This is a genomic window from Microbacterium esteraromaticum, from assembly GCF_900163815.1.
Taxonomy (GTDB): Bacteria; Actinomycetota; Actinomycetes; order Actinomycetales; family Microbacteriaceae; genus Microbacterium; species Microbacterium esteraromaticum_B.
On sequence record NZ_FUKO01000019.1, the window covers coordinates 280244 to 297766 of the forward strand.

The 17523-nt window shown below is 67.4% G+C and carries 8 protein-coding genes; 6 read left to right on the top strand and 2 right to left on the bottom strand.

Translation table 11 applies throughout. The features are described 5' to 3' along the window. Nucleotides 1-80 precede the first annotated feature (80 nt). Both FM104_RS06835 and FM104_RS06840 read left to right on the top strand, forming a co-directional pair. Entirely contained in the window at nucleotides 81-3389 is a 3309-nt protein-coding gene (locus FM104_RS06835) for an ATP-dependent DNA helicase (RefSeq protein WP_179206706.1), read from the top strand. Next, complete coding sequence (locus FM104_RS06840; RefSeq protein WP_087130689.1) at nucleotides 3389-6880, top strand: ATP-dependent DNA helicase; 3492 nt, start codon at nucleotides 3389-3391, stop codon at nucleotides 6878-6880. The genes FM104_RS06835 and FM104_RS06840 overlap by 1 nt, the downstream gene beginning before the upstream one ends. Here the strand turns inward: FM104_RS06840 and FM104_RS06845 are convergent. Beyond that, the gene (locus FM104_RS06845) at nucleotides 6826-8190 is read right to left on the bottom strand and encodes a hypothetical protein (RefSeq protein ID WP_087130690.1); all 1365 of its coding nucleotides are present in this window, start codon (nucleotides 8188-8190) and stop codon (nucleotides 6826-6828) included. The two genes, FM104_RS06840 and FM104_RS06845, sit on opposite strands and share 55 nt — an antisense overlap. Nucleotides 8191-8299: 109 nt before the next feature. Here FM104_RS06845 and nudC point away from each other — a divergent pair, with 109 nt between their 5' ends. Together nudC and FM104_RS06855 are read left to right on the top strand one after the other, a co-directional pair. Then, a complete protein-coding gene (gene nudC / locus FM104_RS06850; protein ID WP_087130691.1) occupies nucleotides 8300-9178 on the top strand; it encodes an NAD(+) diphosphatase in 879 nt (292 codons plus the stop codon). Further along, a complete protein-coding gene (locus tag FM104_RS06855; RefSeq protein ID WP_087130692.1) occupies nucleotides 9175-10896 on the top strand; it encodes an ATP-dependent helicase in 1722 nt (573 codons plus the stop codon). The genes nudC and FM104_RS06855 overlap by 4 nt, the downstream gene beginning before the upstream one ends. 815 nt (nucleotides 10897-11711) lie before the next feature. Here FM104_RS06855 and FM104_RS06860 read toward each other — a convergent pair. Beyond that, a complete protein-coding gene (locus FM104_RS06860) occupies nucleotides 11712-13172 on the bottom strand; it encodes a zinc-dependent metalloprotease (RefSeq protein WP_087130693.1) in 1461 nt (486 codons plus the stop codon). A gap of 117 nt (nucleotides 13173-13289) precedes the next feature. Between FM104_RS06860 and FM104_RS06865 the strand changes: the two genes are divergently transcribed. Together FM104_RS06865 and FM104_RS06870 are read left to right on the top strand one after the other, a co-directional pair. Next, a complete protein-coding gene (locus FM104_RS06865) occupies nucleotides 13290-14384 on the top strand; it encodes a YlbL family protein (RefSeq protein ID WP_256971550.1) in 1095 nt (364 codons plus the stop codon). 90 nt (nucleotides 14385-14474) lie between these two features. Then, on the top strand, nucleotides 14475-17396 hold the full coding sequence (locus FM104_RS06870) for a UPF0182 family membrane protein (RefSeq protein ID WP_087130695.1): 2922 nt from the start codon (nucleotides 14475-14477) through the stop codon (nucleotides 17394-17396). The last annotated feature ends 127 nt before the right edge of the window (nucleotides 17397-17523 follow it).

The following is a 17523-nucleotide window of genomic DNA, read 5'->3' on the forward strand; positions in this document are numbered from 1 at the left end:
GCCCTGGGCGCACAGTTACCCGACAGGAGCGCGGTGGAAGGGCGACCGCGATGTCGGAGTGCGCCGCTAGCGTGGAGGGCATGACAGAGGATGCCGCTCAGCACGCCATCGTGCATGCCGACGTAACGGCCTGCGGGGTGATCATCGGCGCTCCGGGCACGGGCAAGACGACAGCGCTCGTCGACCGCGTGGTGCATCTGCTCGGCGATGGCACCCTGCGACCGGAAGAGGTTCTCGTGCTCACGGCGAGCCGCCAGGCCGCGACCGCTTTGCGCGATCGGATCGGAGTGCGCATCAGCCAGGCCACACCGGGGCCGCTGGCGCGGTCACTGGGATCGTTCGCTTTCCAGCTCGTCCGCGGGGCGATGGTCCGCGCGGGTGCTGAGCCGCCGGCACTCCTCACCGGCGCCGATCAAGATCGCATCATCGCCGAGCTCCTCGCCGGTGATGCCGAAGACGAGACGATCACCTGGCCCGAGATGCTCAGCGCATCTGTGCGGGCGTCGAAGGGCTTTCGCTCCGAGCTGCGTGCGTTCCTCGCCGAGTGCACCGAACTCGGCGTGACAGCCGAAGAGTTGCGCTCATCGGGCAGCGAGACATGGGCGGCGACCGCAGATTTCCTCGTCGAGTACCGCTCGGTGCTCAATGCGCTGCGCTTCGCGCATCGCGATGCCGCAGACCTCCTCGCCGAGGCGGGCGCGATTCTCCGCACTGCGGATGCCGCATCACTCGGTCCGCTCGCACCGCTGCGCGTCGTGCTCATCGACGACGCGCAGGAGTTCACGCGTGGTGGCGTCGCAGTGGTGCAGGCGCTGCGTGAGCGCGACATCGCCGTGCTCGCCTTCGGCGACCCTGACATCTCCTCCGGAGCCTTCCGCGGCGCGAGTCCAGAGCTGTTCGCCCAGCTCGTCGGAGCACTCGGCGACGTGCACGTGCTCGACGGCCCGCATCGTCAGGCGCCGGCACTCACCGCCCTCACCCGCACGCTCACTCAGGCGATCGGCGTCTCCGGACGCGTCGAGCATCGTCGCGCCCCCGCCCCGGTCGATGAAGACATCGATTCCGCAGTCAGCACGTTCATCGCGCCGTCACCGCACGAAGAGCTCGACCGCATCGCCGGAGTGATGCGCGGTTGGCATCTCAGCGAGGGCATCAGCTGGGAGAACATGGCGGTGATCGCCCACGACACGAGGCAAGTGACGCAGCTCGAGACCGAACTCGCTGCTCGCGAGATTCCCACCAGAGCGGCGGGGGTGCAGCGTCCGCTGGGCAGCGAGACGGTGGTCCGCGACATCGTCGGCATCATCGATCTCGCTCTCACCCCGGTGGCCGAGCGCACTCCGCAGCAGTTGGAAGAGGCGCTGCGCACACCGTTCGGCGGGATGGACGCGATCGGGCTGCGCCGACTACGCGCGAGGCTCAGACACCTCGAGCTCGAGCAGGGCGGTTCCACCCCCGCGCGCGAACTGCTGCGCCAGGCGATGGCCCAGCCGACACATCTCACGCTCATCGACGCCCCGGAATCCCGAGTCGCCGAGCGCTTCGCCAATACGCTCGCCGCTGTCGGAGCGGCTGCCGCCGAGGGGGAGACGATCCACGACCTGCTCTGGCGAGTCTGGGATCAGGCGCGCGCCGTCGACGGGCGTCGTCTGCATGCAGCCTGGCGAGAGACAGCGCTGCAGGCCGCCGGCGCGGAGACAGCTCGGGCCCTGGATGCCCTGGTATCGCTGTTCGACGCGGCCAAACGCTTCGTCGAGCGCACCCCCAACGAAACGCCGGATCGTTTCGTTCGCGACATTCTCGACAGCGAAGTTCCCGAGGACTCGCTATCGACTCCTGATCGCCCCGGTCGCGTCACTTTGCTCACACCCGCAACGGCGCTGGGCACGGAATTCGAGGCGGTCGTCGTCGCCGGGGTGCAAGACGGCATCTGGCCGAATGTGCGGCTGCGCGGCGGGATGCTGCAGACCTGGCGCCTTGCAGATGCCATCTCCGCTGCGCGCGGGGGACACCCCGCCACCATCCCCGACTCGCTGGATCGACGTCGCAGCGCACTGCACGATGAGCTGCGCCTGTTCGTCAGAGCGATCTCGCGCGCGGGCGCCCGACTGCTCATCACCGCTGTCGATGACGATGACATGACGCCGAGCCCGTTCTTCGCCTTTTTGCCGAGGCCCGGCCCGCCTGAGCAGCATGCCTCTGCCGAGCATCCGCTCACCCTGCGCGGACTCGTCGCACGCCATCGACGTGTGCTCACCACGGTGCGCTCCGATTCCCCGCGTGCGACCGCTGTGCGCGCGGATGCGGCTGCGCAACTGGCCGTTCTCGCGCGCGAGGGGGTTGCCGGTGCCGACCCGGCAGATTGGTATGGCGTGCGTCCGGTCTCCACCGACGCGCCGCTGCGCGACCTCACTGTCGCCGGCGCTCGAGTGTCGCCATCGAAGATGGAGTCCTTCGAGGAGTGCGGATTGAACTGGGTGATCGCTTCGCTCGGGGGCGACACGGTGATGCCGCCGACCGCCGGCATCGGCACGATCGTGCACGAGGCGATGGAGCGCGTTCCAGACGGAGAAATCGAGCAACTGCGCACGATCTTGGCCGAACACTGGCCCGAACTCGACTTCGAGACCGAGTGGATCGGCCGCAAGGAGCGCCGCCGGGCTGACGTGTTCATCGACCGGCTGCACGCCTACCTCGCAGCTGTCACGGCAGACGGTGGTCGGGTAGTCGGAAGCGAAGCGAAATTCGCGTTCGCCGTGACCTTCGATTCAGGAGAACCCGGTGAAGAACGCTCCGGTGATGACCACAGCGGAGTGGAACAGGGGGTCGAAGCAGCGGTTCCGCGCGTGCACGCTATCGCCGCTGCGGGTGGCGAGAGTGCGGATGCTGAGCTCGGCCCGCACGCGGTCGTGACCGGCTACATCGACCGGGTCGAGGCCTATCCCGCGGCCGCAGGAGAGGACGCGAATGGGCGTGCGCGAGGGTGGGAGAAGATGACGGCCGGTGCGGATGGAGACAGAGTGGTCGTGGTCGATCTGAAGACGGGCAAGCGAGATCCCGAATCCGATTCGGGCGTGCTCGATCATGCACAGCTGGCGGCGTACCAGGTCGCTGTGCAAGAGGGGCTGATCGACGGCGCAGACCCGGCAGCGCTCGCCGGTGCGCGCCTGGTCATCGTGTCCAAGACCCTCGCGAAGAGCGACTACCGCATCGCACACCAGCACACGCTAGACGACGATGCACGCACGGCGTTTCTGCGGCGGGTGGCTGATGCTGCGCGAGGCATGTCGGCGTCGAGCTTCACGGCACAGGTCGAGATGCACTGCGCTGACACGCAGAGCCACGTCAAGCCCTGTCGCATCCACACGATTGCGGCGGTGAGCGCGTGATGCCGTCCGCCGTCACCACCGGCGTCGACGTGTCGACCACATGGGCCGGGACGCTGAACATCTCCGCCACCGACGTCGCCGCGGCTCTCGCCCAACCCTCGCCGACCCCGGCACAGCAGCGAGTCATCGAAGCGCCCCCGACGCCTGCACTCGTCGTGGCGGGTGCGGGCAGCGGTAAGACCGAGACGATGTCGGGTCGGGTGGTCTGGCTCGTTGCGAACGGTCATGTTCGCCGGGACGAGATTCTCGGCCTCACGTTCACACGGAAGGCGGCGGGAGAGCTCTCCGAGCGGATCGCCGCGAGACTGGCCGTGATCGACGAGTTCGGGCGCCGCGGTCTGCTGCCGCACCTTCCCGAGATCATCGCGGCAGGTGCGCTGCGCCGTGTCGACGACGCGGCGCCCGGACGACAGCGCGAACTGGTGCGCCCGCACGTGCTCGATGAGCTCGCGGAGAAGTACGACACAGGCTGGAATCCGGCGGTGCCTCGGGCCGCGCAGGAGCTGCTCATTCGGCCCCGCGTATCGACCTACAACGCCTTCGCCGACGGCATCGTCCGCGAGCATGCGGCCCGCATCGGGCGCGATCCCGACGTGGCGATGCTCAGTCAGGCCGCATCGTGGATGCTCGCCCGAGAAGTGGTGCTGCGTTCCGATCTGCCAGAACTCGAAGGCATCGACTACGCGCTCGGCACCATCATCGACGCCGTGCAGCGCCTCGCCGGAGAAACCCTCGATCATCGCGTCGACCTCGAGCGAGCCGTGCACATCGCCGCCGAGCAGGCGGCGGCGTTCGAGCCGTACCGCAGCAACAAAGACGTTGATAAAGCCGCAGCCAATCTGCTGAGTCTGCCCGTGCTCGCTCAGCTCGTGCGCGACTACATCGCAGAGAAGCAGCGGCGCGGTGTGCTCGACTTCGCCGACCAGGTCTCCGGCGCCTATGACATCGTCGAATCCTCACCCGACGTGCGCGCCGAACTGCGCGAGCAGCATCGCGTCGTTCTGCTGGACGAGTACCAGGACACTTCGGTCATCCAGACGCAGTTCCTCGCCGAGCTGTTCCGAGACTCCGCGGTGATGGCCGTGGGCGATCCGCACCAGTCGATCTACGGCTGGCGCGGTGCCAGCGCTGACAACCTGTATGCGTTCTCGCGCTCATTCGCGCGGACAGAACCCGCTCAGACCTACACCCTGATGACGAGCTGGCGCAATGATCGCCGCATCCTAGATATCGCGAACCGCGTACTCGAGCCGCTGCAGCGGCCCGGTCTGGACGTGCCCGAACTGGAGCCGCGTCCGGCAGCAGGAGCGGGCACCGTCGACGTGCGGTATGCGTTCACGGTCGATGGCGAGGCGGCCGACGTCGCCACATGGTTCGCCGAGCGTCGCGCCGCGCACGATGAACAGGCAGCAGGACGGCCGCATACCGGCGCCATCCTGTTCCGCTCGAAGCGGCACATGCAGACTTTCGCAGCGGCCCTCGCCGGGCGCGGCATTCCGCATCGCATCCTGGGGCTGGGCGGACTGCTGTCGACGCCCGAGGTCGTCGATGTCGTCTCCACGCTGCGCGTGGTGCACGACCCCACCGCGGGGTCGGCGCTGATCCGGCTTCTCACGGGCCCCCGCTTCGGCGTGGGGGTCGCCGATATGGCGGCGCTGTACGACCTCGGTCGCACGCTTGCCGAACGCGACCCCGCCATGTCGCCGCTGCCGGACGAGGTACTGGCACGACTGCGCTCCTCCCGCGGCGCAGACGAAGCGGTATCGATCATCGATGCGGTCGACGTCGTCCGCGCCGTGCGTGATGAGTATCGGATGCTGGCTGGCATCACCGCTGAGGGGCGGGCCCGCATCCGCTGTGTGGGGGAGATGCTGGAACGGCTCCGCCGCGCCTCTTCGCAGCCGATCCCGGATCTCATCCGGCTCATCGAACTCGAGCTGCGGCTGGATATCGAGCTCGCAGCGAATGAGACCCGAGGCCCCGCACGCGTCGCTGCCACACAGCTGCGCGCGTTCTCCGACGAGGTGCGCGCCTTCCTCGCGGCCGACGACCGGGGCTCCATCGGGAGTCTGCTGGCCTGGCTCGACAAGGCAGAGAGCACGGATGAGCTCATGCCGCGGCCCGAACCGCCCGAGCCGGGTGTGGTGCAGCTGCTCACGATCCACGGGTCCAAGGGGCTCGAATGGGATGCCGTCTCAGTGGTGCGCCTCGTCGTGGACGAGTTGCCCGGTCGGGCCTCCGACACCTCAGGCTGGTTCGGCTTCGGCGTGGTGCCGTTCGCGCTGCGCGGCGATCGCGATGCCCTTCCGCGATTCGAGTGGGATCCCGCGGCAATCGCGGCAGACGAGCCGGACCCCGGCAAGCAGCACCGTCTGGTGCAGTCGTCGTTGAGCGCTGGCATCACCAAGGCCCACCCTCACGGCGGGGCGCTGACTCGGTTCAAAGGCGCGTACCGCGACTATCAGCAGCAGGAGGAGCGTCGCCTCGCGTACGTGGCCTTCACTCGTGCCCGCACCGACCTGCTGCTCAGCGGATCGCACTGGGCCGGGCAGAAGAAGCCTCGTTCGGCCAGCCCGTATCTCGTCGAGGCGATGGAGCAGCTCGGTCTCGATCCGATTGCTCCGGTCGATGAGGATGAGAATCCGTATGACGGGCCCGGCGAGACTCTCACCTGGCCGCTCGATCCGCTCGGCGGTCGGCGCGCGGTCGTGACCGCAGCGGCCGAGGCGGTGCGCACGATCGCGGCGGCAACGGAACCGCCGGCACCGTCACCGGAGCTTGCCCGACTGCTCGCAGAACGTGCCGCTCGACAGCGCGGTACCGACGCCGCAGCCCCGACGAGGGTGCCCGCTTCCCGCTTCAAGGACTACGTGACCGACTTCGACGGTACGCTCGCGGCGATCGTGCGTCCGATGCCGGAGCGACCGTATCGGCAGACGCGTTTGGGCACCTTGTTCCACGCCTGGGTGGAGCGGCGGAGCGAGCTCGTCGGCGTCGGCACGCGAATCGATGAAACACTGTGGGAGCTCGACGATGACGAGCCGGATGCCGCTGATGTCTCACCGGCAGATGCTGCGGATCTCACTGTTCTGCAGGACATCTTCGAGCGAAGCGAGTGGGCTGCTCTGCAGCCGCTCTATGTCGAGATCGAGATCGACTTCGCGCTGGGAGCCACCGACGTGGCCGACCGGTCCGAAGGCGACGGGCATATCGTGATCTGCAAGCTCGACGCGGTGTACCAACGCGACGGTCGCATCGAGATCGTCGACTGGAAGACCGGAAAAGCGCCCCGAACAGCGCAAGAACGCGAAGAGCGGATGCTGCAGCTCGCCCTCTACCGGCTCGCATACCATCGTCGATTCGGCGTGCCCCTCGATGAGATCGACGTCGTCTTGTACTACGTGGCCGACGACCTCATCATCCGTGGTGACCGGATCTACTCGGAGTCGGAGCTGGTCCAGCGCTGGAGCGCCGCGCGCGCGGCTCGCTGAGCCTCATCGGCGGATTCCATGTCGCTCGGCTCGCGCTCATCGGGAGCGGCCGCCGAGTCGGCAGGTGCAGAGCCGGTCTCCGGGCGTGAAGAACCGCGCACGCCGGTGACGTCGGTGAGATCCTGCGTCGGCTGCTCCCACGCGGGATGGTCGCCCGCATCGGCATCCGCATCGGCATCCGCATCCGCATCGGCGGTTGGGCCACCGTCTGCCTCAGTCGCCGTGTCCTGATCATCGGCACGATCTTCGTCCTGCCAGAGATCCTCCGGGCGATAGGCGTCGGTCTGCATCGAAGTATCGATCGTTGTCGCAGCGGTATCCGGAACGCGATCCAGCACGTCGAGAGCGGAGTCCACGCCGCCGGTGTACGAGGCGATGACACGCAGGTCGTCGTCGCGCAGGCCTTGGGCAAGAGACTCCAGCAGCGCGGCCGCATCATCCACGATGTCGCTCCTGCGCAATTCGTCGCCGTGCACCAGCCAGCGCGCGAACTCGAGTTCGGCGTGCAGTCGCGCTCGCACCTGCAGCGCATCATCGGCTGCGCGCGACGATGCAGCGACGTAGGCTGCGTGCACATCTGCAGCCGCCTCCGGTGCACCCGACAGCCAGCCGAGATCGTCTGCGGGGTCGCCGACGTTCAGCCCACGCCACCCGAGTACGCCGACCACCTGCGGTCCCGCATCCGGATCGTCTTCGAAGAGGAATGACTGCGACTGCATTCCGCCGAGCGTGACGGCGGTCTCGAATCGCCACAGGTCATCTTCGGCGGCGGCATCGCGCCACCGGACGGTGAGGCGGGCGGGCACCCGACCTGTTGCCGCAGCACGGTCGACGAGTCGAAGGATCTCGGTGCGCACGTCGTCGGCATCCCGCACCGCCAAGCCCGCGGCGCGGACGACCGAGACCGGCAGTGCGTGCACGGCGGCGATCGCTGCGCCGATCGAGGTGGCGGCTCCGCGGCCACCGGGAATCTCAGCAGCATCGACCTGGAAGCCCGGCATCAGATCGGTGACCATCGCACGGCCATCGCCGACACGCGTCTCGCCGATGTGCGTCGGCACCTGGAAGGGCAGCATCTCACGGGCACCGGGCGTGAGCGCACGCAGCGCGAGTGCCTCCTCGGCCAGCTCACGGGCAGCGGCGTCATCGTCGGCGACGCGGATCACGAGCTCGCGACCGTCGGTGAGAGTGGCGACGGCGGAGTCGAATCTCCCGTCGCCGTCCGAGGTCAGTGAGCGTGCGCCCACGACCTCCGCCCCGGGCAGTGCAGCCGTGACCGCCGCCACTAGAGTGAAAGGAGAGCGTGCCATGTTCTCCAGGTTAGGTCTGCACCCGCGAGGGGGCGCCCACGCCACGCCCTTGTCTCGGTTAGTTTCGCGCAGGCAGAGGGGATGAGCGGCACGAGAGCGGGAGAAACGCATGACGGCGGAGCCGGATATCCTCGATCGCGCAGCCGAGCTGCGAGACGAAGACGGGCTCATCGACCGCTTGCGCAGCGATGCGAGAACCCGCGTGATCGTCGTCCGCGGCGGACGACTGCGGGTGGAGTCGGATGCTCTGGTGCGCAGCGACCCTGCCACCGTCGGCGATGCTGACTGGGCTCTCCTGGGACGAGACCGCGACGGCGCGCCCCTTCTGCTGGCCTCGGTCGCTGTTCAGTGCGACAGCATCGACACGGCACCGGAAGAGACCTGGCTCGGGTTGCGTGACGTCGGCGGCCGGCTCGATGCACACGAATCGGAATTGTTCGTGTCGGCGGTCGCGCTGGCATCCTGGCTGGTCGACACCCGCTGCTGCACGGCATGCGGCACCGAGCTGCAGCTGCGGCAGGCGGGGTGGTCCCGGCATTGCACGCGCTGCGACCGCGAGCACTTTCCACGCACCGACCCTGCGGTGATCGTCGCTGTCGAGAGTCCGGACGGCGAACGACTGCTGCTGGGCGCCAACGCGAACTGGCGCGGACGGCTGTATTCCTGCTTCGCCGGCTTCGTCGAGGCGGGGGAGTCGCTGGAGACGACCGTGCATCGGGAGATCGCCGAAGAGGCAGGGGTGCAGCTGGGGAGCATCCGCTATGTCGCCTCGCAGCCGTGGCCCTACCCGCGCTCGCTGATGATCGGCTTCCGCGCCACTGCCGTCGATGAGCACACCGAACCCGACGGTGTGGAGATCATCGACGTGCGCTGGCTGACCCGCGACGAGATCGGCCGGTCACTGGCTGGAGATGGTCCGGTGGGCCTGCCGGGGGAGGCCTCGATCGCGCGCCGACTCATCCGGGAGTGGTACGAGGAGCGGCCGTGAGCGCGCTGGATTCTCTTGACGACAGGCAGCGTGAGGCGGCATCCGTCCTGCGCGGTCCGGTTGCGGTGCTTGCTGGGGCGGGCACCGGAAAGACCCGGGTCATCACGCACCGCATCGCGCACGGCGTCGATACCGGCGCATACACACCCTCTCGCGTGCTCGCGGTCACCTTCACGGCCAAAGCCGCTGGAGAGCTCCGAGGTCGCCTGCGGGAACTGGGTGTGCGCGGAGTGTCTGCGCGCACCTTTCACGCCGCGGCACTCGCGCAGCTGAACTTCTTCTGGCCGACGGTCGCCGGAGACACCGCTCCCAAGATCATCGACAACAAGGTGCGGATGCTGGGGCAAGCCGCCGACGCGATGCGCCTGCGGCCCAGCACGGCGACCCTGCGCGACATCGCCAGCGAGATCGAATGGCGCAAGGTCTCGATGCTGTCGATCGAGCAGTACGCCGAACAGGGGCGGCCGGTCAGCGGCATCCGCCCGGAACAACTCCTGGAACTGCAAGCCTCCTATGAGGCGCTGAAGGACGAGCGTCGTCAACTCGACTTCGAGGACGTGCTGCTGGCGTGCGCGGGCATGCTCGAGGCCGAGCCCCGCGTCGCCACCGCGGTGCACGAGCAGTACCGGCATTTCACCGTCGATGAGTTCCAGGACGTCTCGCCCCTGCAGAACAGGCTTCTCGAGCTCTGGCTCGGCGATCGCAACGACATCTGCGTGGTCGGCGACGCCAGCCAGACGATCTACTCCTTCGCCGGCGCTCAGCAGCGCTACCTGTTGGAGTTCGAACGCAACCATCCAGGGGCGACAGTCGTGCGGCTCGAGAAGAACTATCGCTCGCACGCGCCCATCCTCACTGCAGCCAATGCGCTCATGCGCGGCCGCGCTGGCGCGCTCGACCTCGCCCCTGCTGGAGACGAATCGAACGCCGAGCCGCCGACGGTGACCGCGTATGACAGTGAGCGCGGTGAAGCCGACGGCATCGCCGACACGATCGTGCGGCGGATCGCCGCTGGCACGTCTCCTGCTGAGATCGCCGTGCTCTACCGGGCGCATGCTCAGTCGGCCGTGCTGCAGCAGGCGCTCGCCGCGCGCGGCGTCGCAACCACAGTCCTCGGCGGCACTCGCTTCTTCGACATGCCAGAGGCTCGACAGGCCGTGCTGGCGTTGCGAGGAGCTGCGGTCGCTCCATCCGACGTGGGATTCCTGCCGACGGTGCGCGACGTGCTGCGCGGGCTCGGACTGACAGAGGAACCGCCGCAGGCAGGCGGCGCGCAGCGCGACGGATGGGAGGCGCGCCGCGCGATTCTGCGCCTGGCCGAGGAAGCCCCGGACGGGACGACGCTGCGCGAGTTCGCCGACGACCTCATGGCCCGCGCAAAAGATCAGCACGAGCCGACGCTGCACACGGTCACGCTCTCGACGCTGCACGCCGCAAAGGGACTGGAATGGCCGCATGTACTGATCGCCGGCTGGACCGAGGGCGCGCTGCCGATCTCCTACGCGACCACCTTCGAGCAGATCGATGAGGAGCGGCGACTCGCCTACGTGGGCATCACGCGGGCTGCGCGAACGCTGGCTGTCTCGTGGTCGCGATCGTCGGGACGCGGGGAGCGGGCGCCGTCTCGCTTCCTCGCAGAGATCGGGACGACAGCTCGAGGCACGGGCATTCTGCGTGATGTCGCACCGACCTCCAGACCTGCCGCCCGTCGGGCCTGATTCGCACCATCAGCCCCGAGCCCGGAGTCGGCGTGCGCAGCACGCGGGCGACGAGGCTCGCCGCGCGTGCCACGTGTGCTGAGGTGATCGTCACCCGCTGACCCACCAGCTGAGCGTGCAGCAAGGGCCATGCCGGGTCTCGTCGACGCTCATGGGCATCTCGACACGACAGACATGGCGTCTCGCCGGGGATGACGAGTGGCCCGACCACCGCCGCCTCCTGCTCGAAGCCAACAGGAAGATGCGGAACGTCGTCGCGCAGATATGGCGCCAACTGCAAGGCTGCGGCTGCCCCTGCGACCACGACGACCGCGATGGCGTCGGCATCGCCCCGTGGTGCCTGGGGAATGCCCTCTTCGTGCAATGCCACTCGCATCCGTTCCTGAGCACGGCCATCGGCGACGTTGACATCATCGACCCAGATCGCGGGCGCGGCCGGTGCATCCTCGATGAGCACGGTGCGCAGGTCAGCCAGCATCCGCCGGGCAGCTTCTCGAGGAGCGCCGACGCTGTGTGCAATCACGTCGAAGGCCGTGCGCCGGATGCCGGAGCGCAGACGCATCAGCAGCGGCTCCACCCAGCGGCCATTCGCATCGACACGAAGGACATTCTCGAGCCCGAACTGCACCGTGGACTCATCGCGCCACAGCAGGGGGTATCGCGGGTCCAGGCGAGTGATCGTCGGCGCGGTGAGCGGGCTCATTCCCCGAGTCTGACCGCGCAGCGGACGCCGTGGGGCGCCGCTGCGCGATCTGTGGATGGATTCCCTGAAACGCTCGATTGTGCAGAGGGAATGCTCGGTCCGTGGTTACCGGTCAGACGGGCTGGTCGCCTTCCGGGCGGTCGTCGTCAGACTGGTCGTCGGTCTTCTCGCCCTTCGGCGCATCGTCGTCGGCTGGCGTCGCGTCGTCGGCTGGCGTCGCGTCGTCGGGCTGGACATCTTCGTCCGCTGCGCCGCCGAAGTCATCCCCATCGAGCAGGCGCGCCAGCGCCTCGTCGAACTCGTCGGCGACCGGAGCCTCACCGCGCTGCATCGCCTGCAGCCGTTCGATGAGCGCAGCCGGGTCATCGATATCGGCGGAGCCCGGCATCAGATCGGAGTAGTCCCACAGCGTGTCGCGGGCCGCGATGCCCACGGCATCCGTCACTGCCCGCCACATCGCCGAAGCCTCACGCAGGCGTCGCGGTCGCAGCTTCAACCCGACCAGCGCGCCCAGTGCGTCCTCTGCGGGGCCGCCGACTGCACGGCGCCGGCGCGCAGCCTCCGCCAGGCGTGCGCCATCCGGCAGGCGTGCAATGGCCTCACCGGTCACGACATCCACCCAGCCGTCGATCGTCGCGATGAGGTTCTCCAGACGGGTGAGCGCGTCGCGCTGCGCCTCGGTCTGCGCTGGCAGCAGAGCACCGCCCTCGATGGCGGCCCGCAGCTCTTCAGGGTTGCTCGGGTCGAGCCGGGAAGCCATGTCCTCGAGCGCATCGATGTCGACGGTGACCCCGCGGGCGAAGTCGGTGATCTGCGACAGCACATGCAGGTGCAGCCACTTGGCGTGCCGGTACAGCCGGGCGTACGCGAGTTCGCGCACCGCCAGGTAGAGCGCGATCTGATCTTCGGGAATCTCCAGTCCTTCACCGAAGTCGGCGATGTTCTGCGGGATCACCGCTGCGGTTCCCGGCGGCAGAACCGGAATGCCGACGTCACCGCCGGAGACGACCTCGAGCGAGAGCCGGCCGAGAACCTGACCGAACTGCGAGGCGAACAGTGTGCCTCCGAGTCCGCGCATCAGCTGGCCCGCACCCTGCACCATTCCCTGCATCTCTTCGGGCACCTGCGACTCGAGCGCATCGGTGAGCGCATCCGCGATCGAGGTGGAGACGGGGCTTGCGATCTCCTTCCACACCGGAAGCGTCTTCTGCACCCACTCGCCGCGGGTCATCGCCTGCGGCGCGGAGGAGAGTTCCGAGATCGTGGTCGCTTCGCTCAGCCACAGGTTCGCCAGGCCGAATGCATCGACCACCGACGAGCGAGAGCCGTCCGTGATGCCTTGGCCCTCTCGGTTCGCGATGTGCAGTGCCGACCGCTCGGCGTTCTGCCATGGGTCGCCGCTGAACATTCCCTGCATCTGCGACATGAACCCCGCCATCTGCGTGGGGTCGATGGACATTCCGTCCATGTTCGAGAGCGCGTCGCGCAGTGCCTCGGGGTCGATCTGCCCCCCGGACATCATGCGTCGTAGCATCTCTTCGAAATCCGACGGATCCTGTTCGTCATCTGCCATGCGATCGCCCTCTCAGCATGCCCGTAGCGTGTGCGCTCTACGCTAGTCACACGATCCTGTGCTCAGACCCTGTGAGCGCGGATCGCTCTACGCCGCTCGCGAACGCCCGGAGGACCCGTGTCATCACGCCGCAGTACCGGCACGGTTGTCGGCCTCAGCGCTCTGAGTGTCTCGCTGATCGCCCTCGTCGGCCTCACCTTCGTGCCGACCCAGTACGTGATCCAGCGACCCGGCCCGGTGTTCGACACGCTGGGCACCGCCATCAGTGCCGACGGCGACAAGGTTCCGCTGATCGAGATCGATGGCGCGAAGTCGTACCCCACGGGCGGAACTCTCGATCTGACGACGGTTCAGGTGGTGGGAAACCGCCAGCGCACTCCCACCTGGTTCGAGCTGGCGCTCACCTGGTTCGATCCCACGCGCGCTGTTGTGCCGATCGACACCGTCTTTCCCGAAGGAGTGACCTCAGAGCAGCGTGAGGAGCGCAATGCCGCACTGATGGTGGACTCGCAGCACGAGGCGACAGCGGCAGCCCTTCAGGAACTCGGCTACGACGTCGGAGCGACCGTCAAGGTCGTCGAGGCGATCGCGGATACCCCGGCGGCCGGCAAGCTCGAGGCCGACGACACGATCCTCGCGATCGATGGCGTTGCGGTCGACTCGGCCACCGTGCTGCGCGACACGATCCAAGAGGCGAAGGGCGCCGAGGTCGCGCTGAGCGTGGAGCGAAACGGCGAGACGCAAGATGTCACGATCACGCCGGAGGAGACCACGGATGCTGCCGGTGAGCCGGTCTGGCTGATCGGCATCTCGCTGACCACGGAGTACGACTTCCCGATCGACGTGCAGCTGCAGCTCGACAATGTGGGCGGTCCCAGTGCGGGAATGATGTTCGCGCTCGGAATCGTCGACACGCTGACACCAGGCAAGCTCAACGGCGGGAAGAACGTGGCCGGCACCGGCACCATCGATGCCGCAGGCACGGTGGGCCCGATCGGCGGCATCCGTCAGAAGCTATACGGCGCGCGGGATGCCGGGGCGACGATCTTCCTTGCTCCGGAGAGCAACTGCAATGAGGTCGTCGGCCATGTTCCCGATGGGCTGCAGGTGTTCAGCACCTCGACCCTGGAGCAGTCGCTCGACATTCTCGACGTCATCGCCGAGGGTGGGGACACGTCGAAGCTGCCGGTCTGCACGGTGAAAGCGGGCTGAGAAAGCGCCGCCCTGCGCGAGCAGGAAAGCCCTGTTCAGCGCTGAGCGTACCTGGGGGCCGCACATAGCTGGCCTGCCTAGGATGGAACGGTGACCTCGAACTCTGCGCCCCCTCCGGCCACAGCCCATCCCTCTCGGCGGATTCTCGCAATCTCCGTGGCGATCATCGCCGCGCTGATCGCGGCGTTCTTCGTCTTCGCGTCGCTGTATACGGAGTTCCTCTGGTTCGACCAGCTGAACTTCGCATCGGTGCTGACCACGCAGTGGATCGCTACGGCGACGATGTTCGTGGTCGGGTTCCTGGGCATGGCGCTGCCGATCTTCCTTTGCATCCAGCTGGCCTATCGTCTGCGGCCGGTCTACGTGCGGCTGAGCTCGCAGCTCGACCGCTACCAGGAGGTCATCGAGCCGCTGCGACGCCTCGCCATGTGGGGGATGCCGGTGTTCTTCGGCGTCTTCGCGGGCTTCGCCGCCGCAGGCAACTGGAAGGTCGTCTGGCTCTGGGCCAACGGGGTCGCGACCGGAACCGTCGATCCGGAGTTCGGCGTCGACACCGGCTTCTACCTGTTCGCGATGCCCTTCTACTCGATGCTGCTCGCGTTCGTCTCGGCCGTGCTGCTGCTGAGTCTCGTGATCACCGCGCTCGTGTCGTACCTGTACGGATCGGTGCAGATCGCCGGCCGCGAGCTGCGCATCTCCAAGCCGGCGCGCATCCAGCTCGCGGTGCTGGCCGGTATCTATCTGGCGGTTCAGGCGGTGAGCTTGTGGCTCGATCGCTACCTGACACTCGTGCAGCCGGAAGGCCGCATCACCGGTGCGGCGTACACCGGTGTGAACGCCACGATCCCCGGCCTTGCGATCCTCTCGATCATCGCGGCCGTGGTCGCCGTGCTGTTCTTCGTCACCGCCATCATCGGTCGCTGGCGCTTCCCGCTGGCGGCGACGGCGCTGTTCATCGTCGCGTCACTGGTCGTGGGCATGGGCTACCCCTGGGTGGTCACCACGTTCCAGGTGAAGCCGAACGAGAACTCGTATCAGGCGCAGTACTACGACCGCAGCATCGCCAGCACCAAGGAGGCGTTCGGCGTCGCCGACATGGATGTCACGCCGTTCAAGGCGGTCACCGACACCGAGCCCGGTCAGCTGCGCGCAGATGCCGAGACGACAGCATCCGTTCGCATCATGGACCCGGCGATCATCGGACCCACCGTGCGCCAGCTCGAGCAGTACCGCTCCTACTACCAGTTCTCTCCTGAGCTCGACATCGACCGCTACGAGATCGACGGCAAGACGCAGGACACCGTGGTCTCGGTGCGCGACCTCGACCTGGCCAAGCTCGGCGGCGGAGACAACTGGAACAACCGCGCAGCTGTCTACACGCACGGCTACGGCCTGGTGGCGCTCGCCGGAAACGAGCGGACCAGCGATGGCGAGCCGGTGTTCCTCGAGCGCGGCATCCCGTCCTCCGGCTTCCTCACCAAGACCGAGAAGTTCCAGCCGCGGGTCTACTTCGGCGAGACCTCGCCCGAATACTCGATCGTCGGTGCTCCGAAGGACAGCAAGCCGGTCGAGATCGACTACCCGCGCGGTCAGGATGGCGCGAGCGATACGAAGACCACGTTCGAGGGCAATGGTGGGCCGCGCATCGGCAACACCTTCCGCAAGCTGCTGTACGCGATGAAGTTCCAGTCGGAGCAGATCCTCTTCTCGAACCTCGTGAACGAGGACTCGCAGATCCTGTACGACCGTGACCCGAAGCAGCGCGTGCAGAAGGTCGCTCCGTACCTGACCCTCGACAACGACCCGTACCCCAGCGTCGTCGACGGCCGCATCGTCTGGATCATCGATGGGTTCACGACGAGTGCGACCTACCCGTACTCGACGACGGTGAGCCTGCGGGATGCCATTGCCGATTCGCGCACTCCGGCATCCGTGGTCGCGTTCGACAACATCAACTACATCCGCAACTCCGTCAAGGCCACCGTCGACGCCTATGACGGCTCGGTGACCCTGTACGCCTGGGACGACGAGGATCCGATCCTCAAGGCCTGGCAGAACGTGTACCCGTCGACGGTCAAGCCGTACACCGAGATGTCCGGTGATCTGATGAGTCACGTGCGCTACCCGACGGACCTGTTCAAAGTGCAGCGCTCGGTGCTCGGCGTCTACCACATCGATGATGCGAGCTCCTTCGCGCAGGAGGACAACCGCTGGCAGACGCCGCAGGATCCACGCACGAAGGATAAGGTGCAGCCGCCGTACTACCTCTCGATGAAGATGCCCGGTCAGGATGACCCGCGCTTCTCGATGTTCTCGACGTTCATCCCTGCGGATGGACAGGGTGAGAGCCGCGAGGTGCTCATGGGCTATCTCGCCGTCGACTCCGATGCCGGCTCGAAGGCAGGTGAGAAGTCTGACGGCTACGGCAAGCTCAGACTGTTGGAGATCGATACGGCGACCACTGTGCCCGGCCCCGGCCAAGTGCAGAACACGTTCGACTCCGATACCTCGATCGCCGACAAGCTCAACGTGCTGACGCTCGGTAAATCGGACGTCCGGTATGGAAACCTGCTGACGCTCCCTGTCGGTGGCGGACTGCTGTACGTCCAGCCGGTATACGTGCAGTCGTCCGAGGGCACGAAGCTGCCGAACCTCCGCAAGGTGCTGGTCGCCTTCGGTGATCGCGTCGCGTTCGAAGACACCCTCACCGAGGCTCTCGATGTGCTGTTCGGGGGAGACGCCGGTGCCACGGGTGGCGATGACGACGTGACGCCGACCGATCCGGATACTCCGACCGAACCCGATGAGCCGACGACGCCGGATGAGGGCGGCACCGATGTGCCGGGGCCCGGCAGCGAGATGGCGCAGGCTCTGCAGGACGCCAAGGAGGCGCTCACCGCGCGCGAGGCGGCCCTGAAGTCCGGTGACCTGGAGAAGTTCGCCGCGCAGGACAAGAAGCTCACCGCAGCGATCGAGAAGCTTCTCGCGCTGGAGGACGAAGCCGGCAAGTAATCGGCTGAGCTGTGCAAGAGGGCGTCCCTGAGGGGGCGCCCTCTTCGCGTTGCACGCCGGCGGTCGCTCCGGGGCTATCCGCCCCGCTCCGCAGAGGATGTGGGGACACAAACAAGAAGACCCGGTC

Excerpts from the sequence above, each read along its gene's own strand:
- FM104_RS06835 (WP_179206706.1), top strand. The coding sequence starts at position 81 with ATGACAGAGGATGCCGCTCAGCACGCCATCGTGCATGCCGACGTAACG.
- FM104_RS06840 (WP_087130689.1), top strand. The coding sequence starts at position 3,389 with ATGCCGTCCGCCGTCACCACCGGCGTCGACGTGTCGACCACATGGGCC.
- FM104_RS06845 (WP_087130690.1), bottom strand. The coding sequence starts at position 8,190 with ATGGCACGCTCTCCTTTCACTCTAGTGGCGGCGGTCACGGCTGCACTG.
- nudC (WP_087130691.1), top strand. The coding sequence starts at position 8,300 with ATGACGGCGGAGCCGGATATCCTCGATCGCGCAGCCGAGCTGCGAGAC.
- FM104_RS06860 (WP_087130693.1), bottom strand. The coding sequence starts at position 13,172 with ATGGCAGATGACGAACAGGATCCGTCGGATTTCGAAGAGATGCTACGA.